Below are 17,903 nucleotides of genomic sequence, written 5' to 3'. Positions count from 1 at the left end.
CTAGCTATATGGCCTCCGCGCCACCCTGTTTCTGTCCCTCGCCCTCTCAGGACGCGAACATGGTCACCAGCGACAGGACGAGCGCGAGGACCCCGACGCCGAGCAGCCCCACGGTGAACCACCCGGCCAGGCGCACGAGCGGAGACCGCGCGACGAACCGCATCCGGTCGTCCGTACCGGGGCGGTAGTAGATGGACGCCTCATCCGCGCCCGCGAGATGCGCCTCGTCGGCGTCGCTGAGCGCCGCGCGCCCCACGCCGCCCTCCGCGGTGAACCAGTGCGCGACGCGTCCGGTCTCGCCCGGTTCGATGACCGCCTGCGCGGGAGTCCAGGTTCCGTCCACCAGCAGCAGAATCAACCAGACGACTCCGACGGCCGCCGCACCGAGGAAACCGACCCAGGTGAACGTCTCCAACAGCACGTCGACGGTGTGACCCACCATCCGATCATCCCATCCCCCTCCCGCCCTTCAGCCCGCATCCGCCGCCACACGTCCGCCCCAATCCCGCGAAACCGCATCTTTCGCACGAGATCACGGGTAATCACAGTGATCTCGTGACGAAAGTGCAGTCTCGCGGAACCGACGGATGCGGGGGCCGGGGAAACAGAAGAGGGGCCCCTTCCGGGACCCCTCTTCTCGTGCTGAGCCGCCTAAGGGAATCGAACCCTTGACCTATTCATTACGAGTGAATCGCTCTGCCGTCTGAGCTAAGGCGGCGCGCGTCGCTTCCGCGATGCACAAGCAACGATCTTACATGCTCGAACGGGCGGCCGCGAACGCTCGCAAGGCGCTCACTCGCAGCGCAGGCCGTCCTGGGGCACAGTGCCGTCGACGAAGTACGCCTCCACCGCGTCGTCGACGCAGGTGTTGCCCTTGTTGTAGCCGGTGTGCCCCTCGCCGACCCGGGTGATCAGCACACCGGAGGCGAGCTGATCCGCCAGGGCGACAGACCAGTCGTAGGGGGTGGCCGGGTCGTTCGTCGTGCCGATGACCACGATGGGCGCGGCACCCTGAGCGGTCAGCGCCTGGCGCTCACCGCTCGGCGGGAACGGCCACGAGGCGCACGAGTCGACGTCGCTCGACCAGTACGGTGCCACGGTGGGCGCGCGCTCCGCCAGCAGAGCCTTCGAGGCGGCCTCCTGCTCCGGCGTGGCGTCGTCCGGGTAGTCCATGCAGTTGTAGGCGATGAAGGCCTCGGTGGAGTTGTCGCTGTAGGCACCACCGCTGCGGTTGTAGTAGAAGTCGGCGAGCTGGAACGCGACCGACGGGTCGCCCTGCAGCGCGTCGGACAGCGCCGTGGTCAAGTACGACCAGCTGTCCTGCGAGTAGAGCGCGGCGACGATCGCGGTCATCATCGAATCGGCGCCCATGCGGCGACCGTCCGCGTTGGGGAGCGGGCTGCGATCGGCGCTCGCCAGCAGCGTGCTGAGATCCGCCATGCCATCATCGACCGTTCCGGTGAAGGGGCAGTCGGAACCCTGGAGACACGAGGCCATGTAGGCCCGCAGCGCCGACTCGAATCCGATGCCCTGCGTCGTCGACACATCGAGCTGGGAGGTCTCGGGATCGATCGCGCCGTCGAGGACGAGGCGGCCGACACGCTCCGGGAAGAGCTGCGCGTAGGTTGCGCCGAGGAAGGTGCCGTAGGAGTAGCCGAGGTAGTTGAGCTTCTCGTCGCCCAGCACGCCGCGCAGCAGATCCATGTCGCGTGCGGACTGCTCGGTGGTGATGAACTGCAGGATGCCGTCGCTGTTCGCCTCGCACGCCTGGGCGAATGTCGCGTTGCGCGCTTCGAGCTGGCCGTTCCACTCCGCGGAGCCGCGGGTGCCCGTCGGGATGTCGAACAGGTAGCGGTCCATGTCGGGGGCGTCGAAGCAGCGCACCGCGCTCGACTCGCCGACACCGCGCGGGTCGAAGCCGATGACGTCGTAGTCGCGCTGGAGGGCGTCTCCCACGGCGAACGAGAGCGAGTCGCGGATGAGCGCGACACCTGACGCACCGGGGCCGCCGGGGTTCGTCAGCAGCGAGCCGAGGGGCTCTCCGTCCGCGGCGAGGTGCCGCACGACCGCAAGGTCGATCTCGCCGGCCGACGGGTTGTCCCAGTCGAGGGGCGCCGTGACGGTGGTGCAGTCGAGTCCGGTGCCACACGCGTTCCACGAGAGCTCCTGCCCGTAGAACGGCAGCAGCTCCTCGGAGATGCCGGTCGTGTCGGGTTCTGCACTACGGGTCGGTGACGGCGCGACATCCACCTTGAAGGCGCACCCGGCGAGGGCGGCGAGGGTGACGACGACACCTGTCACGGCGATCACGCGACGGATGCGGGGGGCGGCGCTCATGACGAGCTCCTTCCGGTGGCGACGGCGACCAGCAGGCTCTCGAGCGCCAGCGCCGGGGCGGCATTGCGCTCGAGGTTCCGCCGGGTCAGGGCGATCTCGTCGAGGACGAGAAGGGTGCGGGCCGGCTCCCATGCCGCCGCGAGGGCGTGCAGGTCGTCGGACAGTTCGGTGTTGATCAGGCCGTCGGTGCGGCCGAACTGCACCATCACCACGTCGCGGAACAGCGACTGCAGATCGGTGAGGACGCGGTCGATGCCGTCGCGGAGGCTGCGCGTCGCGCGCCGCTTCTGCTCGTCGGCCAGCGCGTTCAGCTGCGATCGGACGGCGGGCGGCACGGCGGCGCCCTCGGCGAGCCCCACGGTGCGCAGCAGCGATGCGCGTTCGGCCTCGTCGCGCTCGACGGTGAGGGCCTTCGCGTCGTCGGTGGCGACCTGCACGATGCGGGCGGCCGCATCGACTGCGTCGCCGACGCCGCGCACGGCCAGTGCGCTGCGCAGCGTCTCGTCGCGCCGACGGCGCGCATCGGCATCGGTCGCCAGGCGCTGCGCCATGCCGATATGGCGCTGCGCGTGCCGCGCGGCCTGCTCGGCGACGCCTGCGTCGACCCCGGTGCGCTGGGCGATCAGACGGGCGACGTCGGACACGTCCGGCTCGCGCAGCCGCACGGTGCGCACGCGGGAACGGATGGTGGGCAGCAGATCCGCGTCGCTCGGCGCGCACAGCACCCAGATCGTGCGCTCGGGCGGCTCTTCGAGCGCCTTGAGCAGCACGTTCGAGGTGCGCTCGGCCATGCGATCGGCGTCTTCGACCACGATCACGCGGTATCGACCCAGCGACGGCGAGTAGTACGCGCGCTCGACGAGCTGGCGCGCCTCCTCGATGCGGATGACGACCTGCTCCGTGCGCAGCGCGGTGAGGTCGGGGTGGGTGCGGGCGAGCACCTGGCGCACGGCCGCGTCGTCACCGGGCTCGGCGATGAGCGCCGCCGCGAATCCGTAGGCCAGCGTCGAGCGACCCGAGCCGGGAGGGCCCGTGATCAACCACGCGTGCGTGAGCTGAGCGGGATCGGATGCGGCCGCCTGCAGCAGCTGCACCGCGTCGTCCTGCCCCCAGACGTCTTCCCAGGGGAGAGAGGACGTCGCGGTGTGCATGCGCCCAGCCTATCCGCGGCCGTCGACGCTCCCGTCAGCGTCCACAGGAGGCAGCAGGCTCCCGACACGCTCGCGGATGACGGCGGCGATCTCGTCGACTCCCGCCGTCGCATCGATCACGAGGAAGCGCTGCGGCTCACCCGCCGCAAGGTCGAGGAAGCCGGCGCGTACCCTCGCGTGGAACTCGTCCTTCTCCGCCTCCAGGCGGTCGAACGGCTTGTCGGCGGCGTCGAGGCGGGAACGGGCGGCCTCGGGATCGAGATCCAACAGCACGGTCACGTCCGGCAGAGCGCCACCGGTGGCCCAGAGCGACAGCTGGCGGATCTCCCCCGCATCCAGCACGCGCCCGGCCCCCTGGTAGGCGACGGACGAGTCGAGGTAGCGGTCCTGCACGACGATCTCACCGCGTGCCAGGGCGGGCCGCACGAGCGTCTCGACGTGCTGAGCGCGATCCGCTGCGTAGAGCAGCGCCTCGGCCCGCGCCGCCACCTCGCCGCGGTGATGCAGCACGATGTCGCGCACGAGAACGCCGACCTCCGTGCCGCCGGGCTCGCGCGTGCGCAGAACCGTGCGGCCGGACTCGCGCAGCCACTGCTCGAGCAGGCCCGCCTGCGTGGTCTTTCCCGAGCCGTCACCACCCTCGAAGGTGATCCACAGACCCGACGGCGTCGCGGCGGTCACTTCTTCGCGGGCGTCTTGCGGGTGGTCGTCTTGCGCGCCGAGGTGCGCTTGGGCGCGGGACCCTTGGCGCGCTTGTCGGCGAGCAGCTGCTTCGCCCGCTCGAAGTCGACGTCGTCGACCGTCTCGCCGCGCGGGATGGTCGCGTTCGTCTCGCCGTCTGTGACGTAGGCCCCGAAGCGGCCGTCCTTGATCTTGATCGGCTTGCCGCTGACCGGGTCCGCGTCGAACTCCTTCAGAGCGCTGGACGCGCGCCGCGCGCCGTACTTGGGCTGCGCGTAGCGCTCGAGCGCCTCCTCGAGGGTGATGTCGAAGATCTGCTGCTCGGAGTCGAGCGAGCGCGAGTCGGTGCCCTTCTTCAGGTACGGACCGTAGCGGCCGTTCTGCGCGGTGATCTCCTCTTCGGTCGCGGGATCGACTCCCACGACGCGGGGCAGCTCGAGCAGTTTGAGCGCGGTGTCGAGATCGACGGTGTCGACCGACATGCTCTTGAAGAGCGATGCGGTGCGGGGCTTGGGCGCGGCTTCCTTCTTCGCCCCGCGCTTCTTGGGCGCTTCGGCGACTTCACCGGTCGCCTCGTCCACCGCATCCGGGTCGACGGGGTCGACTTCCTGGACGTAGGGCCCGAAACGGCCGTCCTTGACGACGATGAGCTTGCCGTTGTCGGGGTTCTCGCCCAGCACGCGGTCGCCGGCGATGGGGGCGTCGACGAGCTCCTGCGCCTTCTCGGCGGTCAGCTCGTCGGGCGCCAGCTCATCGGGGATGTTGATGATCCGCGGCTTGGCCTCGGGATCCGCCGGGTCGACCACCTCGAGGTAGGGCCCGTACTTGCCGAAGCGGAGCGTCGCGGTGTCGGTGATCCGGGTCGCGTTGAGCTCCCGCGCGTCGATGTCGCCGAGGTTGTCGACGATGTGACGGAGTCCGACGTGGTTCTCGGAACCGAAGTAGAACTCCCGCAGCCACTGCTCACGCCGCTGCTCGCCACGGGCGATCGCGTCGAGGTCGTCCTCGAGCGCCGCGGTGAAGTCGTAGTCGACCAGATCGGAGAAGTGCTGTTCGAGCAGGCGCACGACGCTGAAGGCGAGCCAGCTGGGCACAAGGGCCTGACCCCGCTTGGACACGTATCCGCGGTCGAGGATCACGTCGATGATGCTGGCGAACGTGGAGGGACGGCCGATGCCCTTCTCCTCCAGCGCCTTCACGAGGCTCGCCTCGGTGTAGCGCGGCTTCGGCGACGTCGAGTGCCCCTTGGGCTCCACCTCGCGCGTGGCGAGCTCGTCACCGACGCTCAAGGCGGGCAGCGACTGGTCGTCCGCCTTGTCGGCATCGGCGCGCTTCTCGTCGCGGCCCTCCTCGTACGCCTCAAGGAACCCCTTGAAGGTGTAGACGGTGCCGGATGCGGTGAACTCGAGCGCCTTCTCGTCCGCCGTCAGCGACAGGGTCACTGTGGTCGTCTCGTACTTGGCGTCGGCCATCTGACTGGCGACCGTGCGCTTCCAGATGAGGTCGTACACGCGCTGCTCGTCGCGGTCGAGGTGCGACGCGACGGATGCGGGCGTGCGGAAGTGCTCGCCCGAGGGGCGGATCGCCTCGTGCGCCTCCTGCGCATTCTTGCTCTTGCTCGCGTAGACGCGCGGGTTGGCCGGCACAGCACGGTCGCCGTACAGGCTCACGGCCTGCTCGCGCGCCGCCTCGACAGCCTGCTTCGAGAGCGAGGTCGAGTCGGTGCGCATATAGGTGATGTACCCCTTCTCGTAGAGACGCTGGGCGACACTCATCGTGTGCTTTGCGCTCATCGAGAGCTTGCGGCCGGCCTCCTGCTGCAGGGTCGAGGTCGTGAAGGGCGCGCGCGGGCTGCGGGTTCCCGGCTTCGATTCCAGGGCAGAGACCTGTGCCGTCCCGACGGTCTCGATGGCCGCGGCGAGCGCGCGCACATCCTCTTCGGTGAGGACGACGACGGCCTTCTTCAGCTGCCCCTTGTCGTCGAAGTCGGTGCCGCGGGCGAGCGGCGCGCCGTCGATACGGGCCAGGCGCGCGGTGAACGACTGGTCGTCCTTGACGGCGAGCGTCTCGATGTCCCAGTAGCTGGCGGAGACGAACGACATGCGCTCGCGCTCCCGGTCGACGACGAGACGGGTCGCCGCGGACTGCACCCGGCCGGCGCTCAGGGCGGCGCCTTCGCGTCCGCTGCCGACCTTGCGCCAGAGTACGGGCGAGACGTCCCAGCCGTAGAGGCGGTCGAGCACGCGGCGGGTCTCCTGCGCGTCCACGAGGGCGAGATCGAGCTCGCGCGTGTTCTCGGCGGCGGCGCGGATGGCGTCCTTGGTGATCTCGTGGAACACCATGCGCTTGACGGGGACCTTGGGTTTGAGCACCTCGAGCAGGTGCCACGCGATGGCCTCGCCCTCGCGGTCTTCATCGGTGGCGAGCAGGACCTCGCTCGCATCCTTCACCGCCCGCTTGAGCTCGGCGACGGTCTTGGTCTTGCGGTCGTTGACCACATAGAAGGGGTCGAAGCCGTTGTCGACGTCGATCGAGTACTTGCCGTACGCGGCCTTCTTCTCGGCCGGGATGTCCTTCTTGCTCGCGAGGTCGCGGATGTGCCCCACGGAGCTGAGCACCTCGTAGTCATCACCCAGGTACCCCTGGATCGAGGTCATCTTGGTCGGCGACTCGACGATCACGAGCGTCTTCCCGCTCTTCGTCGTGGTCTGAGAACCCTTTGCCAACGGTGGTCCTTTCGTCGCTGTCACCATACACACCTCGGGTCGGTGGTCGGCTGGAGGGCCGGTTCACCCGTCGTCGCGCGGCTCGGGCGCGGGACCCGCGCGGGCTGCGGCCTGGGCGGGGAACGGACCGAAAGCGCTGCTGAGGCGCACGGTCGCGATGAGACCCTCCACCTCGCAGGATACGACCTCCGCGGATGCGGTGGCTGCCAGCTGGGCGGCGCGCTCGCACGGGACGCCCGTCACGGCGCCGGATGCGGCGTCGGCCGCAGCCAGCGCCGCCGCATCCGTGGCGGCCGACAGTCGTTGTGCGTGCACACTCGCCGCGCCGACCACGCCGAGGCCGGCGACGAGAGCTGCGAGCGCGCCGATCATCCCCGCCGTCGCTGCGGTGCCGGGCATCAGCGTCCGCCCGAGAGCGCGCACGAGCGCGCGCTGAGGGTGATCGCCGGTAGCGGCGCGGGGGCCGACGCCGTCACGCACACGAGGTCTCCCTCCTCCTCGATCGCGCCGCTCGCACCCGCGCCGGCGTGCGAGAGGAGTCCGAGCGCTCGCGCGGAGTCCTCACCGCGAGCCGCCAGCCGCGCCGCGTCGGCAGCCGCATCCTGCAGTCGCACCTGAGCGGATGCGGTGGCGAGCCCTCCGACGCCGAGTGCCAGCACGAGCAGCACCGCCGGCACGGCGACCGCGAACTCCGCCGCGGCCGAGCCGCGGTCGCCCAGCCGGGATCTCATTCGACCGTGAGAGCGCGGCGCACGAGGTCCTCCAGGATCCCGCGCACCTCGTCGGATCGCATGATGACCACGAGCAGGCCCGCGAAGGCGACGGCCGCCATGGTGGCGATCGCGTACTCGGCCGTTGCCGCTCCGGAGTCGTCGCCGAACAGCTCTGCCGCGCGGCGGCGGGTGAGAGCGGGAAGGCGGGTGCGGTCTCTGGCGGTGGGTGTCATGTGTTGCTCCTCTCTGATGGGCACCGGCGGGTGGGCACGCGGTCACAGTGGGAGTGCGGAGGCGCCGAGCACGCTCATGAGCATCGGCGCGACCCCCAGCAGCAGGAAGGCGGGAAGGATGCAGACGCCCAGCGGCAGCAGGAGCGCGGCGCCGAGCCCGGCAGCCCGCATCCGGCCGTCCGTGCGGGCGCGGTGCCGCGCGAGGGACGCACCGGCGCGGAGCATCTCGACGGCGGGGACCCCGGCGGAGCGCGAAAGCTCCAGCAGCGCGTCGAGCCCGTCGTCGGTGGTCTCGACCTCCGGATCCGCCAGAGCCCGGGCGCGCTCGATCGACACCCCTCCCGACAGCGCGATCGCGACGAGCTCGGCGTGCAGGCCCGGCATCGCGGGAGCAGGCGTCGCGCGGCGAGTGAGCGCACCGGTCCAGACACGGGCCACGATCATCAGGACGATGCCCGCGACGAGGCATCCGAACCCGATCGGAGTACCCGTGAGGACGCCGACCGTGTCGAACCCGAGCGCGACGCCCAGGCCGATCGACACGAGGGGCAACCAGGCCATCAGCCGCGCGGTGGCCGCGGGCTCGGCGAGGGCGACACGCACCTCGTCGTTGCACTCCTGCACGTCGCGCACCGCCGCGGCGACGGCCCGGAGGCTCTCGGCGAGCGGAGCGCCGACCGCGGTGGCCACCCGCCAGGTGGCGGCCAGCGGACGCCACCTGGCGCCGCGGGCGGCGATGGCAGCGGGGATCGCCTGTCCGCCCGCGTGCGCCGCGTGGACGGCAGCGGCGTCCACGTCACCGGCCGCGGCGAGGAACTCCCAGGCCGACGCCGGAGAGATTCCCGTGCGCAGGAGCACCGCCAGGCGCTGGGCAGCGTCGCCGACGCCGTCGGAAGCGGGTCGACGCCGCGCGATCAGCCCCATGGGATCGACTCCATCCCCAGCCGTCCGTCGACCAGGACCGGACGCGCGATGCCCGCCACGCGCCGCACGCCGCCAGCGTCGCGGGCGACGTGCACGACGACACCGATCGCGCTGACCACCTGCCGCGCGAGCGCGGCGTCGTCGAGCCCGGCGAGCGCTCCCAGGGCCTCCAGCCGTGCCGGCACATCGTCGATGCCGTTGGCGTGGAGCGTTCCGGCTCCCCCGTCGTGTCCGGTGTTCAATGCCGTCAGCAGCTCGCGCACCTCGGCGCCGCGGCACTCGCCGACCACGAGCCGGTCCGGCCGCATCCGCAGTGCTTCGCGCACCAGGCGGGCGAGATCGATGCCGCCCGCTCCCTCGAGATTGGCCTGGCGCGCCTCGAGGCGGATGTGGTGCGGGTGACGGATGCGGAGCTCCGCCACATCCTCGATCGTCACGATCCGCTCGCGCTCGGGCGCAGACGAGAGAAGTGCGGCGAGGAGGGTGGTCTTGCCGCTGCCGGCCGCTCCCGTCACCAGCAGATTCTCGCGGGCGTCGACGAGCCGCTGCAGCGCGCGCTCGCTGCGGGCGTCGAGCATGCCCGCCTCACGGAGGGCGGCCAAGGAGCCCAGATGGCGGCGTGGAACGCGGATCGAGATCGTCGTGCCGTCCGCGCTGACGGGTGGGAGCACGGCGTGAACCCGCACACCTCCGTCGAGGCGCACATCCACGCACGGGGTGGCATCGTCGATGTGCCGACCGCCGCGCGCGATGAGGCCGGTCGCGATCTCGCGCACTTCGCTCTCCGCAGCATGCCAGTGCGGCACCTGTTCGGCGCCGCGGCCGCGATCCACGAAGAGGCCATGCTCGCCGTTGATGAAGATGTCGGTGACCTGCGGATCGCTGAGATGCACACGCACCGGATCCCACGCCGCAACCGGCAGTCCGCCGAACGTCGGCGACTCCTCCGGCTCCCTCTCGACCGCCCGCGTCTTCGCATCGCCGGATGCGGGCGCGCCCCGCGGCGTGACGACGAAGGGCTGCGGCATGACGACGACGCTAGGCGCGCACGCGCCGCCGGAGCCGCGTCCGCCCGCCCACGGTTGAGGAACCGCGGCGCCCGAGCGTCTGGGGAGATCCGAGCGCGCCGGGCGTCGCAGACGCAGGTGCACCGTGCTCCGGGCAGAAGAAAAGGCGGCATCCCATTGGGGGGTTGGGATGCCGCCGAGCACAGCCCCGCAAATTGGGGGTGATGAGGGCCGTACTCCCCGCCACGAGGGCGGGCGCACACGAGCATACGCAACCTCACACCGGCGGCCAAACGGCAGGCCGGACCAATCCGATTGATATATCGGTGACCGTCGCCCACCTTCTAATGGAGGTATCCGCCTCGACCGGAGCGGGTCATGATGTGCGAGACGTCCCGCACGTCATCCCGAACAGCGCGCAAAGGAGCGAGCCATGAGCAGCCAGATCGACCACCTGCTGAACGAGACCCGTCGTTTCGCCCCCAGCGCCGAGTTCGCCGCCGGCGCGGTCGCCACCGCCGAGCTCTACGAGCGGGCGGCGTCCGATCGAGAGGCCTTCTGGGCCGAGCAGGCACGCGAGCTCCACTGGCACACCCCCTTCTCCGAAGTGCTCGACTGGTCGAGCCCGCCCTTCGCCCGATGGTTCGGCGACGGCGAACTCAACGTCGCCTACAACTGCCTCGATCGGCATGTGCTCGCGGGCAACGGCGACCGCGTCGCGCTGCTGTGGGAAGGCGAGCCCGGCGATGAGCGACGCGTCACCTACGCGGAGCTGACCGAGGAGGTCAAGCGCACCGCCAATGTGCTGACGGAGCTGGGCATCGGGGAGGGCGATCGCGTCGCCCTCTACCTGCCGATGATCCCGGAGGCGGTGGCGGCGATGCTCGCGGTGGCGCGGGTGGGTGCCATCCACTCCGTCGTCTTCGGCGGATTCTCCGCGGACAGCCTTCGCGCTCGAATCGACGACGCCGGCGCGAAGCTCGTGATCACGGCGGACGGCGGTTACCGCAAGGGAAAGGTCTCACCCCTGAAGCCCGCCGTGGACCAGGCGCTCGCCGACCGGGGGTCGGGCGTGCAGGAGACCGTCGAGCACGTGCTCGTCGTGCGCCGCGGCGGCAATGACGTGGACTGGACGCCGGGGCGCGACATCTGGTGGCACGACGCGGTCACGGCCGCATCCGCCGAGCACGAGGCGAAGCCGTTCGGCGCCGAGAACCCGCTCTTCATCCTGTACACCTCCGGCACCACCGGAAAGCCCAAGGGCATCCTCCACGCCTCGGGCGGCTACCTCACCCAGGCCGCCTACACGCACCGCAACGTGTTCGATCTGCACCCCGAGCGCGACGTCTACTGGTGCACCGCCGACATCGGCTGGATCACCGGCCACAGCTACGTCACGTACGGCCCACTCGCGAACGGCGCCACCCAGGTGATCTACGAGGGCACCCCGGACGCGCCGCATCCGGGCCGCTGGTGGGAGATCGTCGAGAAGTACGGCGTCACGATCCTCTACACGGCGCCCACCGCCATCCGCTCGTTCATGAAGATCGGACGCCAGGTGCCGCAGGAGTTCGACCTCTCGTCGCTGCGCCTGCTCGGCTCCGTCGGCGAACCCATCAACCCCGAGGCGTGGATGTGGTACCGCGCGGTGATCGGCGCCGAGCGCACCCCCATCGTGGACACCTGGTGGCAGACCGAGACCGGCGCCATCATGATCTCGGCCCTCCCCGGCGTCACTGAGACCAAGCCCGGATCGGCGCAGGTGCCGCTCCCGGGCATCTCCGTTGACGTCGTCGACGAGTCGGGCGAGGAAGTGGGCAACGACGCGGGCGGACTCCTTGTGGTCACCGAACCGTGGCCCAGCATGCTGCGCGGCATCTGGGGTGACCCCGACCGCTTCGTCGAGACGTACTGGGAGAAGTTCGCCGACCGGGGCTACTACTTCGCCGGCGACGGGGCCCGCCGCGACGAGGACGGCGACATCTGGCTGCTGGGCCGCGTCGACGATGTCATGAACGTCTCCGGGCACCGCCTGTCGACCGCGGAGATCGAATCGGCGCTCGTCGGCAACGAAGCGGTCGCCGAGGCCGCTGTCGTCGGGGCAAGCGACGAGACGACCGGTCAGGCAGTGGTGTCGTTCGTGATCATCAAGGAGAGCTACCTGCGCCAGCACTCCCCCGAGGGCCTCGCCCAGACCCTGCGCGCCTGGGTCGGCGAGCAGATCGGTCCGATCGCCCGCCCCCGCGACGTCTACATCGTCACCGAGCTGCCCAAGACCCGCAGCGGCAAGATCATGCGGCGCCTGCTCCGCGACGTCGCCGAGGGGCGCGAGGTCGGAGACACGACGACCCTCGCCGACACCATGGTGATGTCCACCATCCAGGCCAAGCTCTCCACGAAGTAGCAGCAGAACGAACGAGCCCCGCATCTCTCGGAGAATGCGGGGCTCGTTCGTTCGCAAAGGAGACTCAGGGCACGTACTCGGACACCGTGTAGATGAGTTCGCCGCCGGTGAGCAACGGCATTGCGGCGCTCACAGGACGGATGCGCGGCGCACGGCGACGCCGATGTGCCGAGCCGAGGACGGGCGCGCACCGGCGAACAGGGCGACGGGCGGAAGGTCCGGCGACGGCGTCCGGTCCCTCGTGATCCAGAGCCGGACGGTGCCGGCCAGCGAGAGCGCCACGAAGCTGGCGATCAGCTTGTCCAGCAGCGACGTGATCAGGTTGGCGGTCGCGATCGCGATCGGGAGCACCATGCCCGCATCCCGGAATCGCGCCGTGAGAGAGTTTCCGGCCACATGGGCGCTGAAGCCGCCGTAGACGACATCCATGATCGGGGCGGCGACGATCGTGCAGCCGACGGCGACGACCACGCTGAGCAGCAGGAACCGCGAGAGCGAGCGCCCCCATCCCCAACGGTGCACGCCATAGCCCCACAGGAGGGCACCGACCACCGCCACGGGCGTGAACGGGAGACCCAAGGTGCTCTGGTTGACCACGGCGACACCCAGCTGGGTGATGATCGCCGTCGCCACCGCGTACCAGGGTCCGAGAGCCACGGCGACCACGGCGGTGCCAGCCATGTCCAGGTACAGCGGCAGGTCGAGCCAGAGCACGACGCGACCGCCCGCCGCGTTGACGAGCACGGCCGCGATCATGACGCCCAGGACGATGCCGACGCGTCGCCCGCCACGACGAGTGGCATCAGCGCGGAGCACGGAGGCCGCGGTCACCGGCGGCGCTTCGGCGCCGGTGAGCACCTGTGACCGTGTCGTAGCCCGTGGAACGGCCGGCTTGGCCGCGACGCACCGGGCACGCCAGCTCTCCGCATCCGCCTCGGTGACGCCGAGACTGCGCACGATGTCGACGACGAGATCCGCGTCGAGTCGCGTACGCCCGGGTCGGAAGGCGTCGTACACCGTCGAACGGGACACAGCGACAGCGGACCGCCCGGACCGGACCGCCCTCGCGCTCGTGATCCGCGCTGCGATCTCGGCGTAGCTCACCCCGCCGGCCTCATGACGCAGGCGCTGGAGATCCTCCGCGACGGAGACCAAGGATCCGATCCCTGCGACACGATCGACGCCGTCGCCCTTCATCCTGCCCCCCGCATACTCAGACGCTCATTGTGACGCACCGGCTCGACGCGCGACAAACAGACGACCCGGACTGTCCGGGATCGTCTGGGAACGCCTGACGGCGCGGATGGACGGACCTCGCGCCCATAGCGTCGTCGCGAGGTCCGCTCACGATGCCGGGCGCGCGATCCTCCGGGAGCGCAGGAGCCCCGCGGCCTTGGGGGGCGCGGGGCTCCTGCGTAGGTCGTTGCTCAGGCGACGGTGAAGACGACCTCGACCTCGACGGGACTGTCGAGCGGGAGCACGGGCACGCCCACGGCGGAGCGGGCGTGGCGGCCGGACTCCCCGAAGATCTCGGCGAGCACGTTGCTGGCCCCGTTGATCACGCCGGGCTGTCCGGTGAACTCGGGCACCGACGACACGAATCCCGTGACCTTCAGCACACCGGTCAGACGGTCCACGCCGCCGACGGCGGCTGCGGCCGCGGCCATCGCGTTCAGCGCGGACTGACGCGCGTACGTCGCAGCATCCTCCGGCGCGACGAGCCCCTCGCCCTCGCCGACCTTGCCGGTCGCGGGGAGCTGTCCCGCCACGAACGGCAGCTGGCCGGCGGTGTGCACGAGGTCACCGAAGGACTTGGCGGGGATGTAGGACGCAACGGGCGGCACGACCTCCGGCAGATCGATCCCCAGTTCCGCGAGTCGCTCGGACACCGTGCTCATGCGTTCTCTCCTTCGAACTGACGCGCGGCGACCTGCGCCGCACCGAGACCTGCGTTGGCGGCGGCATCCGTGCCCACCGGGCGCTTGAAGTAGGCCACGAGACCGCCCTCGGGTCCCTGCACCACCTGGACGAGCTCCCAGCCCTGCTTGCCCCAGTTGTTCAAGATGGCGGCGGTGTTGTGGATCAACAGCGGAGTGGTGAGGTACTCCCAGGTGGTCACGGCGTCTCCCGTTCGTGGGTGAGGACGGGGTCTGAGCCCCGGAAACAGCGGGAACCGGATGCCGCGCCATCGAGTGTTCGCCCAGCATCCTGGCTTACGATCACCCTATGCCCGATAAGAAACGCACGGCCACCGGTGTGCTCTCCGGCCTGGCCGGACTCGTCGGCTTGAGCGTCGTCGCCGGTGTTCTCATCACCGCCACGGTCACGCCCGCCATCGCCGTCACCGGCGCCGCGACATCGCAAGCCATCAAGCTGTTCGACAACATGCCGAACTACCTCGAGATCGACGACATCATGGAGCCGTCGACGATCTACTGGAAGGACGGCACGGGCAACTACGCCCCCCAGACCTCCTTCTACGACCAGAATCGTTCGCCGGTGAAGTTCGACCAGATCGCGACCGTCATGTACGACGCGATCCTCTCCAGCGAGGACCCCCGGTACTACGACCACGGTGGCGTCGACCTGATCGGCACGACGCGTGCCGTGCTCTCCAACCTCGAGGGCGGCGGCAACACACAGGGCGGATCGACGATCAGCCAGCAGTACGTGAAGAACATCCTCATCCAGCGCTGCGAGTGGAACGCGCAGAGCGAGGATGAGCGGCAGTCGTGCTTCCTGCAGGCGACGGACTCCTCCGGTTCGAGCGGTATCGAGCGCAAGCTCCAGGAGATGCGCTACGCGATCGGCCTCGAGCAGAAGTACTCGAAGAACGACATCCTGCTCGGCTACCTCAACATCGCCAACTTCGGCGGAATCACGTACGGCATCGACGCCGCCGCCCGCTACTACTTCGGCGTTCCTGCCGCCAACCTGAACCTCAGCCAGGCGGCGACGCTCGCAGGGATCGTGCAGAACCCGAACACGTACCGCATCGATCAGCCGAGTCGCGAGACCAACGGCGCGGCCGACGGCTACGCGTTGACCAAGAAGCGCCAGACGTACGTGCTCGATCGGATGCTCACCGACGGCAAGATCACGCAGGAGCAGCACGACGCCGCAGTCGCCGAGCCCATCACTCCGCAGATCACGCAGCCCACCTCGGGCTGCGCGAGCACGCACGCGCCCTACTTCTGCCAGTACGTGGTCTCCGTCGTGAAGAACGACCCCGCCTTCGGTGCGACGGCCGAGGATCGCGCGCTCGCTCTGCGCCGCGGCGGCCTCCAGATCTACACGTCGCTCGAACCCAACATCCAGTACACCGCTTCGACGACGATGTCCGAGAACGCGCCGCAGTACGTCTCCGGGATCGACTTCGGTGCGGCCACCGCGAGCATCGAGACCTCCACGGGCCGCATCCTCGCCATCTCTCAGAACACGCAGTTCTCCGAGGAGGCGAACGCGGGACAGGGTTACAGCTCGCTCGTCTACGCGGGTGACTCCACGTTCGGAAGCTCCGGGGGGTTCCAGGCGGGGTCGACGTTCAAGCTGTTCACGCTGGTCGACTGGCTCGAACAGGGTCGGTCCGTCAACGAGGTTCTCGACGGCCGGATGCGGGTGTTCAAGAACTTCACGAACTCGTGCACCGGCAACATCGTCAACAGCACGCCGATCAACAACTTCGGCAAGGTGGGAGGCTCCGTCGGCACGCCCATGGCGTTCACCGCACAGTCGCTGAACACGGGCTACCTCGCGATGGCGGCGGAGCTCGACATGTGCGACATCGCCAAGGTCGCCAAGAAGATGGGCGTCACCAAGGGCAACGGCAGCGACATCACCATGGAGAACCCCTCTGAGGTGATCGGTGTCGACTACGTCTCGCCCATCGCCATGGCCGGCGCCTACGCCACTGTCGCCAACAACGGCGTCTACTGCCAGCCGCAGGCCATCGACCGCGTGACCGACGCTTCCGGCAACGAGCTTCCTCGACCGGAGCGCACCTGCACGCAGGTCATCTCGCCCCAGGTCGCCGCCACGGCCGCCTACGCCCTGCGCGGCGTCATGAACGGCGGAACCGGCTCGGGCGCGAACCCCTACGACGGCACGCAGCTCATCGGCAAGACGGGCACGCACGAGGGCCTGCAGACCTGGATGATCGAGTCGAGCACGCGCGTCACCAACGCAGCGTGGGTCGGTACGATCCAGGGCGAGAACGACATGTTCGGTCGTGGTCTGCAGAACATCCGCTACACACTGGCCAAGGCGTTGCAGCGCACCGCCGATCAGGTCTTCCCCGCGGACAACTTCCCCGATCCCGACCCCAACCTCACCAAGCGGGTCCTCAAGGAGCTGCCGAACGTCGTCGGCCAGACGATCGACCAGGCGCAGACCACCCTCCAGGAGGCAGGTTTCGAGGTGACCGTGGGCGACCCCGTCGACTCCGACCAGCCGACGAACATCGTCGCCGCGCAGAGCCCGGGCGCAGGACAGGTCGCGGGCGGCACGACCGTCACGATCAGCCCCAGCAACGGCCAGGGCGCGACCGTTCCTGCCGTGAGCGGCAAGGTGCAGGACGCGCAGAAGACGCTCCAGGATGCGGGATTCACCTCGATCGCTCTGGGAACCTGTACCCCGGACGACAAACTGCCCGACAACGAGAGCCGCGCCACCGGCACCAACCCCGCCGCGGGCACGGCCGCCAACCGCGGTTCGCAGATCCTGATCAACTACTCCAAGAAGAGCTGTTGACCGGCATTCCGAGCCGTTCCGCCCTCACCGCTGTCGCAGCGGTGGGGGCGGTCGGCGTCGGCGCCGCAGTGTGGGGCATCGGGGTCGAGCGGTACCTCTTCACGTTGCGCGAGCACACGCTGCCCATCCTGCCTGCGGGCGCGCGCGAGCTGCGCGTCCTCCACCTGTCCGACGCCCACATGGCGCCGTGGCAGCACCGTAAGCAGGAGTGGATCGCCCGCCTTGCGGAGCTCGAACCGGACCTCGTCGTCAACACCGGCGACAACCTCGGCCACGCGGAGGGGCTCGCCGGCATCCGCCACGCCTTCGCCGGTCTGCGGGGCGTACCCGGCGTGTATGTCCACGGCTCGAACGACCTGTACGCGCCGTCTCCCCGCAACCCGCTGCGTTACTTCACGGGACCCTCGAAGGCGCACCGCTCGGCGGAGTCCCTCGACACAGGTGCCCTCGATCGCTTCCTCACCGACGAGCTCGGCTGGCACGCACTCGACAACACCGCGACGACGCTCGAGGTGGCGGGACTGCGTGTCAACGCCTTCGGCGTGAACGATGCCCACCGGCGCTGGGACGACACGGCAGCCCTCGTTCCGCAGCGCGCCGAACAGCGTGCAGCAGGCGGGGCGGATCTCGTGCTGGGCGTGACGCACGCGCCGTATCGGCGGGTGCTCGACGCCTTCGTCGACCTCGACGCCGATCTGCTGCTGGCGGGGCACACGCACGGCGGTCAGGTCCGCATCCCGTTCTCCCCCTCCGCGCTCGTCGCGAACTGTGACATCCCGCTCGATCAGGCACGAGGCCTCAGCACCTGGACGCACGGCGGCCGCCGCGCGCCGCTGAATGTGAGCGCCGGCATCGGCCACTCGATCTTCGCGCCGGTGCGCTTCGGCTGCCGCCCGGAGGCTTCGCTGTTGACGCTGGTCCCCGTCGCCTGACGGAGGGACTCCGGTTCTCCACAGCCGGACGCGGTGCGCGCGCCCT

16 protein-coding genes and 1 tRNA gene are annotated in these 17,903 nt (G+C 69.9%); 3 read left to right on the top strand and 14 right to left on the bottom strand.

Annotation, left to right across the window (positions count from 1 at the left end; genetic code table 11):
- Positions 1-46: 46 nt before the first annotated feature.
- The 11 genes from QE374_RS13440 to QE374_RS13390 form a co-directional block, all read right to left on the bottom strand.
- On the bottom strand, positions 47-442 hold the full coding sequence (locus tag QE374_RS13440) for a hypothetical protein (RefSeq protein ID WP_309735647.1): 396 nt from the start codon (positions 440-442) through the stop codon (positions 47-49).
- Positions 443-645: 203 nt separating this feature from the next.
- Positions 646-718, bottom strand: a tRNA-Thr gene (locus QE374_RS13435).
- A 74-nt stretch (positions 719-792) separates the two neighbouring features.
- Entirely contained in the window at positions 793-2,337 is a 1,545-nt protein-coding gene (locus tag QE374_RS13430; RefSeq protein WP_309735645.1) for an alpha/beta hydrolase, read from the bottom strand.
- A complete protein-coding gene (locus tag QE374_RS13425) occupies positions 2,334-3,488 on the bottom strand; it encodes a DNA polymerase III subunit delta' (RefSeq protein WP_309735643.1) in 1,155 nt (384 codons plus the stop codon). The genes QE374_RS13430 and QE374_RS13425 overlap by 4 nt, the downstream gene beginning before the upstream one ends.
- A 9-nt stretch (positions 3,489-3,497) precedes the next feature.
- Positions 3,498-4,169, bottom strand: coding sequence for a dTMP kinase (gene tmk, locus QE374_RS13420; RefSeq protein WP_309735641.1), 672 nt, complete (start codon positions 4,167-4,169; stop codon positions 3,498-3,500).
- Positions 4,166-6,895, bottom strand: a complete 2,730-nt coding sequence (gene topA, locus QE374_RS13415) for a type I DNA topoisomerase (protein WP_309735640.1) — start codon at positions 6,893-6,895, stop codon at positions 4,166-4,168. Before topA ends, tmk begins: the two co-directional genes overlap by 4 nt.
- A 63-nt stretch (positions 6,896-6,958) precedes the next feature.
- Positions 6,959-7,294 (bottom strand): helicase, encoded by a 336-nt coding sequence (locus tag QE374_RS13410; protein WP_309735636.1) that lies wholly within the window; start codon positions 7,292-7,294, stop codon positions 6,959-6,961.
- Positions 7,294-7,626 (bottom strand): TadE family type IV pilus minor pilin, encoded by a 333-nt coding sequence (locus QE374_RS13405; protein ID WP_309735634.1) that lies wholly within the window; start codon positions 7,624-7,626, stop codon positions 7,294-7,296. The genes QE374_RS13410 and QE374_RS13405 overlap by 1 nt, the downstream gene beginning before the upstream one ends.
- The gene (locus QE374_RS13400) at positions 7,623-7,841 is read right to left on the bottom strand and encodes a DUF4244 domain-containing protein (protein WP_309735632.1); all 219 of its coding nucleotides are present in this window, start codon (positions 7,839-7,841) and stop codon (positions 7,623-7,625) included. Before QE374_RS13400 ends, QE374_RS13405 begins: the two co-directional genes overlap by 4 nt.
- A gap of 42 nt (positions 7,842-7,883) precedes the next feature.
- Complete coding sequence (locus QE374_RS13395) at positions 7,884-8,765, bottom strand: type II secretion system F family protein (RefSeq protein ID WP_309735630.1); 882 nt, start codon at positions 8,763-8,765, stop codon at positions 7,884-7,886.
- Complete coding sequence (locus QE374_RS13390) at positions 8,756-9,793, bottom strand: TadA family conjugal transfer-associated ATPase (protein WP_309735629.1); 1,038 nt, start codon at positions 9,791-9,793, stop codon at positions 8,756-8,758. Before QE374_RS13390 ends, QE374_RS13395 begins: the two co-directional genes overlap by 10 nt.
- A gap of 412 nt (positions 9,794-10,205) precedes the next feature.
- Here QE374_RS13390 and acs point away from each other — a divergent pair, with 412 nt between their 5' ends.
- Positions 10,206-12,176 (top strand): acetate--CoA ligase, encoded by a 1,971-nt coding sequence (acs, locus tag QE374_RS13385; protein WP_309735626.1) that lies wholly within the window; start codon positions 10,206-10,208, stop codon positions 12,174-12,176.
- A 129-nt stretch (positions 12,177-12,305) separates the two neighbouring features.
- Here the strand turns inward: acs and QE374_RS13380 are convergent, their stop codons facing one another.
- The 3 genes from QE374_RS13380 to QE374_RS13370 form a co-directional block, all read right to left on the bottom strand.
- The gene (locus tag QE374_RS13380; RefSeq protein ID WP_309735624.1) at positions 12,306-13,208 is read right to left on the bottom strand and encodes a hypothetical protein; all 903 of its coding nucleotides are present in this window, start codon (positions 13,206-13,208) and stop codon (positions 12,306-12,308) included.
- A 395-nt stretch (positions 13,209-13,603) separates the two neighbouring features.
- Complete coding sequence (locus QE374_RS13375; protein WP_309735622.1) at positions 13,604-14,074, bottom strand: RidA family protein; 471 nt, start codon at positions 14,072-14,074, stop codon at positions 13,604-13,606.
- Positions 14,071-14,295: a hypothetical protein gene (locus tag QE374_RS13370; RefSeq protein WP_309735621.1), complete on the bottom strand. Its 225-nt coding sequence runs from the start codon at positions 14,293-14,295 to the stop codon at positions 14,071-14,073. Before QE374_RS13370 ends, QE374_RS13375 begins: the two co-directional genes overlap by 4 nt.
- 107 nt (positions 14,296-14,402) lie before the next feature.
- On the opposite strand from QE374_RS13370, the gene QE374_RS13365 reads away from it, so the two are divergent.
- Positions 14,403-16,925 carry a transglycosylase domain-containing protein gene (locus QE374_RS13365; RefSeq protein WP_309735619.1) on the top strand — a complete coding sequence of 841 codons (2,523 nt, stop codon included), beginning with the start codon at positions 14,403-14,405 and terminating at the stop codon, positions 16,923-16,925.
- Positions 16,922-17,857 (top strand): metallophosphoesterase, encoded by a 936-nt coding sequence (locus QE374_RS13360; protein ID WP_309735617.1) that lies wholly within the window; start codon positions 16,922-16,924, stop codon positions 17,855-17,857. Before QE374_RS13365 ends, QE374_RS13360 begins: the two co-directional genes overlap by 4 nt.
- Positions 17,858-17,903: the final 46 nt, after the last annotated feature.

The organism is Microbacterium sp. SORGH_AS_0428, assembly GCF_031453615.1.
Classification (GTDB): Bacteria; Actinomycetota; Actinomycetes; order Actinomycetales; family Microbacteriaceae; genus Microbacterium.
This window is presented reverse-complemented; position numbering and strand designations above follow the sequence as displayed.

What these genes read in the sequence shown, in the direction of transcription:
- QE374_RS13440 (WP_309735647.1), bottom strand. Translation starts at nt 442, where the DNA reads ATGGTGGGTCACACCGTCGACGTGCTGTTGGAGACGTTCACCTGGGTC.
- QE374_RS13430 (WP_309735645.1), bottom strand. Translation starts at nt 2,337, where the DNA reads ATGAGCGCCGCCCCCCGCATCCGTCGCGTGATCGCCGTGACAGGTGTC.
- QE374_RS13425 (WP_309735643.1), bottom strand. Translation starts at nt 3,488, where the DNA reads ATGCACACCGCGACGTCCTCTCTCCCCTGGGAAGACGTCTGGGGGCAG.
- QE374_RS13410 (WP_309735636.1), bottom strand. Translation starts at nt 7,294, where the DNA reads ATGCCCGGCACCGCAGCGACGGCGGGGATGATCGGCGCGCTCGCAGCT.
- QE374_RS13405 (WP_309735634.1), bottom strand. Translation starts at nt 7,626, where the DNA reads ATGAGATCCCGGCTGGGCGACCGCGGCTCGGCCGCGGCGGAGTTCGCG.
- QE374_RS13400 (WP_309735632.1), bottom strand. Translation starts at nt 7,841, where the DNA reads ATGACACCCACCGCCAGAGACCGCACCCGCCTTCCCGCTCTCACCCGC.
- QE374_RS13395 (WP_309735630.1), bottom strand. Translation starts at nt 8,765, where the DNA reads ATGGGGCTGATCGCGCGGCGTCGACCCGCTTCCGACGGCGTCGGCGAC.
- QE374_RS13390 (WP_309735629.1), bottom strand. Translation starts at nt 9,793, where the DNA reads ATGCCGCAGCCCTTCGTCGTCACGCCGCGGGGCGCGCCCGCATCCGGC.
- acs (WP_309735626.1), top strand. Translation starts at nt 10,206, where the DNA reads ATGAGCAGCCAGATCGACCACCTGCTGAACGAGACCCGTCGTTTCGCC.
- QE374_RS13375 (WP_309735622.1), bottom strand. Translation starts at nt 14,074, where the DNA reads ATGAGCACGGTGTCCGAGCGACTCGCGGAACTGGGGATCGATCTGCCG.
- QE374_RS13365 (WP_309735619.1), top strand. Translation starts at nt 14,403, where the DNA reads ATGCCCGATAAGAAACGCACGGCCACCGGTGTGCTCTCCGGCCTGGCC.